We start from the raw sequence: 6,814 nt of genomic DNA, 5'->3' as shown, positions 1-6,814 counted from the left end.
TGAAGACGGAGTGCAGGTTGTTGAACAATCGGACTGGAAGGCCGCTTGATGATATTTTGCTCATACACCAGAATTGACAATAACTCGTCTTTTACGTTAATGAATGAAAATATTAACTGGAACAAAATGAAAAAATTTTTAGCTGTTTTTTTTATTGTCTTATTAGGCGTTATCGCTTGGCAGCATAAAACTATACTTAGAGTTTATCAAGGAGCGATAGGTTATCTAAATAATAGAAATCACACTAATTATTATCGGTTAACTGGTAATGATTCTATACAAGATATTTCCGAACGTTTAAGTCACGATCTAAACATACCCTTGGAGCTTAGACAACCGCTCCTTGAGAAAAAACGACGCATATATATTTTTAAGTATTTAAGCGATGGGCACGAAGTAGCAGGATACTTAAGTTTAATTACTACAGGAGAACATCCTTTAATTATGTTTGTAAGGGGTGGAAATGGGAATTTCGGCATACTTCGTCCTAATAATGCATTTTCTTTTTTAGACGGATATAACGTTATTGGTACTTTATATCGAGGAAATATTTATAAAGGAATAGATGAGTTTGGTGGTGAGGATATAAATGATATTGAAAATTTAATTCGGTTCATTCCCAAATTAGAGCAAGCCTCACAAAGCCATTTAAAATCCCCTATTGCAATGATTGGTGTTAGCCGTGGGGCGATGCAAATGTTTGTTTCGTTAAGTCGCAGTTCCCTGGTAAAAGGAACGGTTCACAAAGCAATCTCTATATCAGGTAATGTTGATTTAGATACTACTGTAGCATTGCGTCCTGAAATGAAACATATGTTTGAAATGAAATTTAAGGAACAAAAGAAGTTTCATCAATTTAATGAATGGTTAAAAGCAAGAAACCCTGTTTCTTTAGTAAAACAATTACCCTCCTCACTTGAAGTCCTATTGATTTATGGCCTTAATGATAATCGTGTGGGTATTCAGGAACAGTTGCATTTATACGATATGCTCACAAAAAATAATATAAAAACAGAGTTTATAAAAATTCCTGGGGCTACTCATGGTATGGATGGATACGTGGATGAAGTTAAAAAAATGATTATAGGTTTCTTAAATTCTTCTGAATGAAATTTGTCAGTATGAATTTAATTATTAGAGTTTTTTAAGTTAAGTAGTGATATAGGGAAACAAATGGGGTAATTATTCTGAACTGGTAAGCCTATCGTGATCATACCGAAGAAGGGGAAATATATAATGAAGAGGGAGAGCTATTTAAAAATAACTTAAGAAGCTTTGTGCGTTTATATAGCTTTTTAAGTCAAGTTGTTGATTTTGTCGATCCCGACTTACATAAGCTATACGCCTATGGGGAATTGTTGCTCACTAAACTTCCTTATCGCTCCAATGCTGGTTCAATTAATCTTAATGAAGAAATTGCTTTAGAATCGTATCGATTAGAAAAAACCTTTGAAGGCAGTGCTGTTTAAGCATCAACGAGAATGCCCCTGTTTATGGCCCTTCGGAAGTAGCGACAGCTAGCATAAAAGAGCAGAAAAATTCAACTTTGTCTGTAGTTATTAAAGTAATTAACGATAAATACGGAACTGATTGGACAGATGACGATCGATTGCTATTTGATCAGATTTGGAGACATGGTAAACAATGAATCTCTTGCTGAAAAAATGCGAGCGAATACGAAAGAGCAAGTGAAGCCTGTATTTGAAGCAGAAGCTATGACAGCTTTTGTTAATCCCATGGTCGAAATGAAAAAATTATTGGTGATTTTTTGCAAAATGAGCATTTGAGAAAATTGATTATTGCTGCTTTATTAGATGATGTTTATCAAAGGGCTAATGAATGAGATTGGGTTGACCTTGATTTGGCAGGGTAGAGTGCGATCACTTGTAAATAGTTAGCTAGAGTTTTTTCATTAACTCACTCATGAATGAACGGGCATTAGACAATTTTGTTGGGTCATCAACCAGGCCTTTATCAAGAGCTTCATTCACCCAGTTTGGTCCGTGTTCATTAATTGATGTATCAAAGCTTTCAAGTTCACCATAGGGTACTACCCATATATTAAATTCTTTTAGCTTTTCCAGAAGTAATTTTGCTTGTGTAAGCGTCGCTTCATCGGTAGACAGTATATTAAGTCCAAGATTTTTAGCTTTGCTCCATCCTTTTGTTGCCCTTAAAAAACCGTTAATTTGCTGTTGTTGTTTATTTGTTATACTTTTTGCGAGCCTCATCTCTGATATTATTTTTTCTATATTGTTACATGTTTCTTCAACTGTTGCAGGTGGCTCCATTTTATCAATTTGTTCTTTTACTGCATTATAGGAGTCTTTAATATCATCCCAGTTACCACCAAAATTTTTATAAAGCTTTTTAAGTCCGTCTCGATTCTGCAATGTGTCAAAATCTATGATAGCAAAAGTTTTTACCTTAATTTTGTTCAAAGCAGTAGAAATTTTTGCAATACGCGCATTGCCACCAGCTGGAATAAATAAGGTATCAGGTTTTTTGTTAGGAGAATCAGTTGTGCTATTTTCTTTTTCATGAATAGATGATAGTAAAGCGGAATAAAACCTACAGTCAGCATCTGATTCACAAATGATAACTGATTCATGGAATAAGCCATCTAATACATTTGAGTGACGTAAGAGAGTATCATTCCAGAACTCTTTTATATCTCTTGGTTCTAATATGCTTGGTGTGTTTATTTTTCCATCTCTATTAATTCTAATAACAGTTAAGTTTTGAATATTTGTATCAAGAATTCCCCGTAAAACATCACCACTATGTGTTGCAATAATTAATTGCTTTGCTTGATGCTCATTCGCAAGTAAAGTACCTAATAATCTTGCTTGGGGTGGATGAAGAAACGCCTCTGGTTCGTCTAATAATGTTATAGGCTTGTCTAAAATAATTGTAGATAAAAGACAGCCTAAAAAACTCTTAATCCCATCTCCTTGTTCGTGTGCGAGTGGCACTGTAAGTAATTTTTTTACATATGATGATGAAACCCTATCTTCTTTACCATCAAAATTTGGTTTCGTTCCTATGTGAAGTGGTAATTTCTTGCCAGCACCCCAATTTAGAATGAGGTCTTCACCAAAAGCTTGTTTTACATAGCGACTCAGTTTCTCTTCATTAGTATCATTATCTAAAAACATTTGAATGGGGTGTTGAGGTATTTCATTCATTCTGTCATATGTATCAGGAGGTAAAATAATATTTAGTCTATTTGCAGTGTCTGCAAAGGTTACAAATACATTTAATAATTCTCTCAATCCATTTTGTTGAATATTATTCCACATATTCTGTGATTGAGTTTGGTGAATATTTGTTTGTAACGATCTTCTAAAAACATTTCCATTGTCATCAATAAATGAGGTGGTTTTTTCATTCAAATAGGTGTCAAATTCATGAGCAGTGCCAAGCTGTTCAAATGTTATGTTAGTAATAACTTTATTTAAGCCGGCAGCTTGCTGAAGACCATTTTTCAGGATGTTATATGTTTCTCGTAAAGTGCAACTTTTACCAACATTATTGGGCCCAACAATCACTGTGGTACTATTTTCAGCCAACGGTATGATAGAGCCGTCATTAAACTTCAAAGAAGTTAGTTTTATATTTACGGCCATCGAAAATAGTCCTTACTTACAGTGTGTTGATGATGAGGATTCAAAATAAATTTTTAGGCACACAGGTAGGCACCAGAATAAAAATGATTGTCGCATGTGGAGTTAAAACGCACCTCGCAAATAATCTTTAACCTTTTGATTCCATTGGCGTCCCGGAGAGGATTCGAACCTCCGACCTGCCCCTTAGGAGGGGGCTGCGCTATCCAGCTGTGCCACCGGGACTTCATAAACCGTAGCAAGTCTAACGCCATCAATCTGAAATGACAATAATCTTGAACTTGCTTATTGGTTAATAGATTTCTTCGGAACCCTGCTATAGAGAGAAAAGAGCAAGGCGATACGGAGCGCAGAAATACAGTGTACACGAAAGTACAATAAGATTTGAAACACCTTACCGGCGAAGCAATTCTCCTGGCGCTCCTGAAGTAGTCTAATGAATTACATGCTCACATAATTCGGTCCACCCCCACCTTCAGGCGCGCACCAGAGAATATTTTGACGAGGGTCTTTGATGTCGCAGGTTTTGCAATGAATGCAGTTTTGGGCATTGATCTGTAACCTGGGGCCAGCTTCTTCTTCAACAATTTCATAGACACCAGCAGGGCAGTAACGTGTTTCAGGAGAACTATATTGCCGATAATTAACGTCTATCGCGAGTTTTGGATCACGAAGTTTTAAATGACAGGGTTGGTTTTCCTCATGATAAGTATTCGATAAATAAACCGAAGACAGCCGATCAAAAGTAAGGACGCCGTCTGGTTTTGGATACTCAATTTTTTTAGCTTTGATCGCGGGAAGCAGTGTTGAATAATCAGCGTGATTCTTTAAGGTCCATGGGGATTTACCACGGCTGACATAAGTTTCAAAGGCAGCATTGAATAGGCCAATCCATAAACCATAGCGGAAACCCGGGCGAATGTTTCTTACTTTATATAATTCCTCAGCAAGCCAGGACTGCTTGACTTTTTCTGGATACGCACTGAGTTCTGCTTGAGAAGGCTGCTCGTTCTCTAGAAGTTCGAAACACGCTTCTGCCGCAAGCATGCCAGATTGCATGGAGGTATGGATACCTTTAATTTTGGGTACGTTTAGAAAACTGGCTGCATCACCAATTAATGCGCCTCCAGGGAAGCTGAGTTTGGGCATTGCTTGCCAACCACCTTCATTCAAAGCTCTTGCCCCATAGCTAATACGTTCACCATCTTTTAGCAATTCAGATACAAAAGGATGGGTTTTAAAGCGTTGGAGCTCCGCAAAAGGATTTAACCAGGGGTTTTTGTAATCTAAACCGACGACAAAACCAATTGCCACTCGGTTTTTTGATAAATGATAAATAAAAGAACCACCGTAGGTTGCATTATCAAGAGGCCAACCGACCGTGTGTATCACTTTACCGCGCTGATGCTTGTCAGCTGAAACTTGCCATATTTCTTTGATTCCCAAACCATAGGTTTGTGGTTGAGCATCATTACGTAAATGAAAACGATGCATTAACATTTGGCTGAGCTGACCACGGCAACCCTCTGCAAAAAGGGTTTGCTTGGCATGCAAATGCATCCCGGCCTGATAATTCGCTGTTTTATTACCGCTTTTATCAACGCCCACATCTCCTGTTGCTACACCGATGACTTGTCCCTTTTCATTGTACAAAACCTCTGTTGCTGCGAAACCCGGATAAATTTCACAACCAAGGTTTTCAGCTTGGGTTGCTAGAAACTGACAAAGCTCCCCTAAGCTGATTATGTAATTTCCATGATTTTTCATTGGTTTTGGAGTAGGGAGGCGATAAGCGCGTTTGCTGCTAAGAAAATAAAATAAATCCTGGCTAACTGGTGTGTCTAATGGGGCGTCTTGCCAGGTATCAGGTAATAATTCCTTCAAACTGCGAGGTTCAAGGACTGCTCCTGAAAGGGTATGAGCGCCGACTTGAGCTCCTTTTTCGAGGATGCACACACGAAGCTCTTTATTTTCCTTGATGGCCAATTGTTTTAATTTTATACCCGCTGATAAGCCAGCGGGTCCTGCGCCGACAATGACCACATCATATTCCATTGTTTCGTGTTCCACCCCAACTCCTTAACCATCGAAAAGAAAAAATCATCGCTTTTATCCCGTTTAAGATCAAGATGAATTACATCATGGTTTTGTTGTTTTCTTATTGTCATCAATAATGCAGGTTATTTTTTAATCTATAGTGAGTAAAGAAAAGAAGGAATTATGAAAACCTGTCGTAGTGTTATTACGTGCGGAAAAGTACATCGTTTAAAAAATTATATACTAATCGCGAGGAATACATTTTTTGTGTTTAAGGGGATAGTGAACAAGATAAAAGCTATTCGTTTATGGCGATTACGCCTTCTATCGTTGTTTTCAATCAGCTATCCTGGAATGTCATCTTGGGAACAAAAGTTACTTTCTCCAGTGGAAAAATATTTCTAAATACCGTATAAAGTGGGGTCATAGTCTTTTTGTGAGTTTAGTTTGTGCAACGAATGAAAAGAAAAATTAGAAGAACTTGGCCTGCAATCCTATGTTGCTGTTTTTTGTCGCTCCATGCGCATGGGGTGTTGCCACCTGTTGTGGTATTAGAAGAGGCAGGAATTGAGGATAATCGGTGGTCTGTCACTGCCAGTACAGGTTACACCGAATATCAAAATATGTACCACAATGATGGTCATTCAGTGATTGCGCGAATGGCTGTTGCAGCAGAGTTATTGGCAACCACGCAAAGCAGTTTTGGCATAGAGTTTGGTGTCCAAAATGGTAGAAGTATGCGCCTGGGTATCCCTCACGGTACTCTGGATGTTTTAGGCGGCGTGGTTCGTACAACAGTAAAACCGATGCTGGATTTATTAATCACAGCCAATAGTAATCCAGTCACTGAAAGCCTTCTCTACACACAAGTGAAGGGGGGAATTGCTTACCGGCGCTGGCAAATTGCCAGTTATTTGATTGACAATAAATCAGAGTTGGCTGGAGAAGTGCAAGCGGGTTTTGGTTATCCAATTACTGAAGTGACCAGTCTGAATTTACTATACCAAGGTGTTTTTGGTGCTGCTCCAAAAATTCGAGCTAATCCCTCTATGGAAAGTTGGCGTTTATCCAATATTCCAGTCCAGCATGGTTTGTTATTAGGTTTTTCGATTATTGTGTAAATAACAAGGGCAGGGTATAGCATTTTAATG

At 38.0% G+C, this 6,814-nt stretch carries 6 protein-coding genes and 1 tRNA gene; 4 read left to right on the top strand and 3 right to left on the bottom strand.

Translation table 11 applies throughout. From position 1 onward, the window contains the following. Positions 1–126: 126 nt before the first annotated feature. From Lfee_RS06500 to Lfee_RS06490, 3 genes are all read left to right on the top strand, one after another. Positions 127–1,110: an alpha/beta hydrolase family protein gene (locus tag Lfee_RS06500; RefSeq protein ID WP_058445072.1), complete on the top strand. Its 984-nt coding sequence runs from the start codon at positions 127–129 to the stop codon at positions 1,108–1,110. A gap of 167 nt (positions 1,111–1,277) precedes the next feature. Next, entirely contained in the window at positions 1,278–1,469 is a 192-nt protein-coding gene (locus Lfee_RS06495) for a hypothetical protein (RefSeq protein WP_058445070.1), read from the top strand. 165 nt (positions 1,470–1,634) lie between these two features. After that, positions 1,635–1,787 carry a hypothetical protein gene (locus Lfee_RS06490; RefSeq protein ID WP_156413367.1) on the top strand — a complete coding sequence of 51 codons (153 nt, stop codon included), beginning with the start codon at positions 1,635–1,637 and terminating at the stop codon, positions 1,785–1,787. Between the two features lie 111 nt (positions 1,788–1,898). Here the strand turns inward: Lfee_RS06490 and Lfee_RS06485 are convergent, their stop codons facing one another. The 3 genes from Lfee_RS06485 to Lfee_RS06475 all read right to left on the bottom strand — a co-directional run bounded on the left by Lfee_RS06485 (position 1,899) and on the right by Lfee_RS06475 (position 5,696). Beyond that, positions 1,899–3,629, bottom strand: coding sequence for an ATP-dependent nuclease (locus Lfee_RS06485; RefSeq protein WP_058445066.1), 1,731 nt, complete (start codon positions 3,627–3,629; stop codon positions 1,899–1,901). A gap of 145 nt (positions 3,630–3,774) precedes the next feature. After that, a tRNA-Arg gene (locus Lfee_RS06480) sits at positions 3,775–3,851 on the bottom strand. A gap of 216 nt (positions 3,852–4,067) precedes the next feature. After that, the gene (locus Lfee_RS06475; protein WP_058445064.1) at positions 4,068–5,696 is read right to left on the bottom strand and encodes an electron transfer flavoprotein-ubiquinone oxidoreductase; all 1,629 of its coding nucleotides are present in this window, start codon (positions 5,694–5,696) and stop codon (positions 4,068–4,070) included. 425 nt (positions 5,697–6,121) lie between these two features. Between Lfee_RS06475 and Lfee_RS06470 the strand changes: the two genes are divergently transcribed. Next, the gene (locus tag Lfee_RS06470; protein WP_238584879.1) at positions 6,122–6,784 is read left to right on the top strand and encodes a DUF3187 family protein; all 663 of its coding nucleotides are present in this window, start codon (positions 6,122–6,124) and stop codon (positions 6,782–6,784) included. The last annotated feature ends 30 nt before the right edge of the window (positions 6,785–6,814 follow it).

It is taken from the genome of Legionella feeleii (assembly GCF_001467625.1).
GTDB lineage: Bacteria > Pseudomonadota > Gammaproteobacteria > Legionellales > Legionellaceae > Tatlockia > Tatlockia feeleii.
Note: the sequence above shows the minus strand (reverse complement) of the source record. Positions and strands in the feature narration are given on the sequence as shown.

Coding starts and splice junctions, on each gene's coding strand:
- Lfee_RS06485 (WP_058445066.1), bottom strand. CDS start 3,629: ATGGCCGTAAATATAAAACTAACTTCTTTGAAGTTTAATGACGGCTCT.
- Lfee_RS06470 (WP_238584879.1), top strand. CDS start 6,122: ATGAAAAGAAAAATTAGAAGAACTTGGCCTGCAATCCTATGTTGCTGT.
- Lfee_RS06490 (WP_156413367.1), top strand. CDS start 1,635: ATGGTAAACAATGAATCTCTTGCTGAAAAAATGCGAGCGAATACGAAA.
- Lfee_RS06500 (WP_058445072.1), top strand. CDS start 127: ATGAAAAAATTTTTAGCTGTTTTTTTTATTGTCTTATTAGGCGTTATC.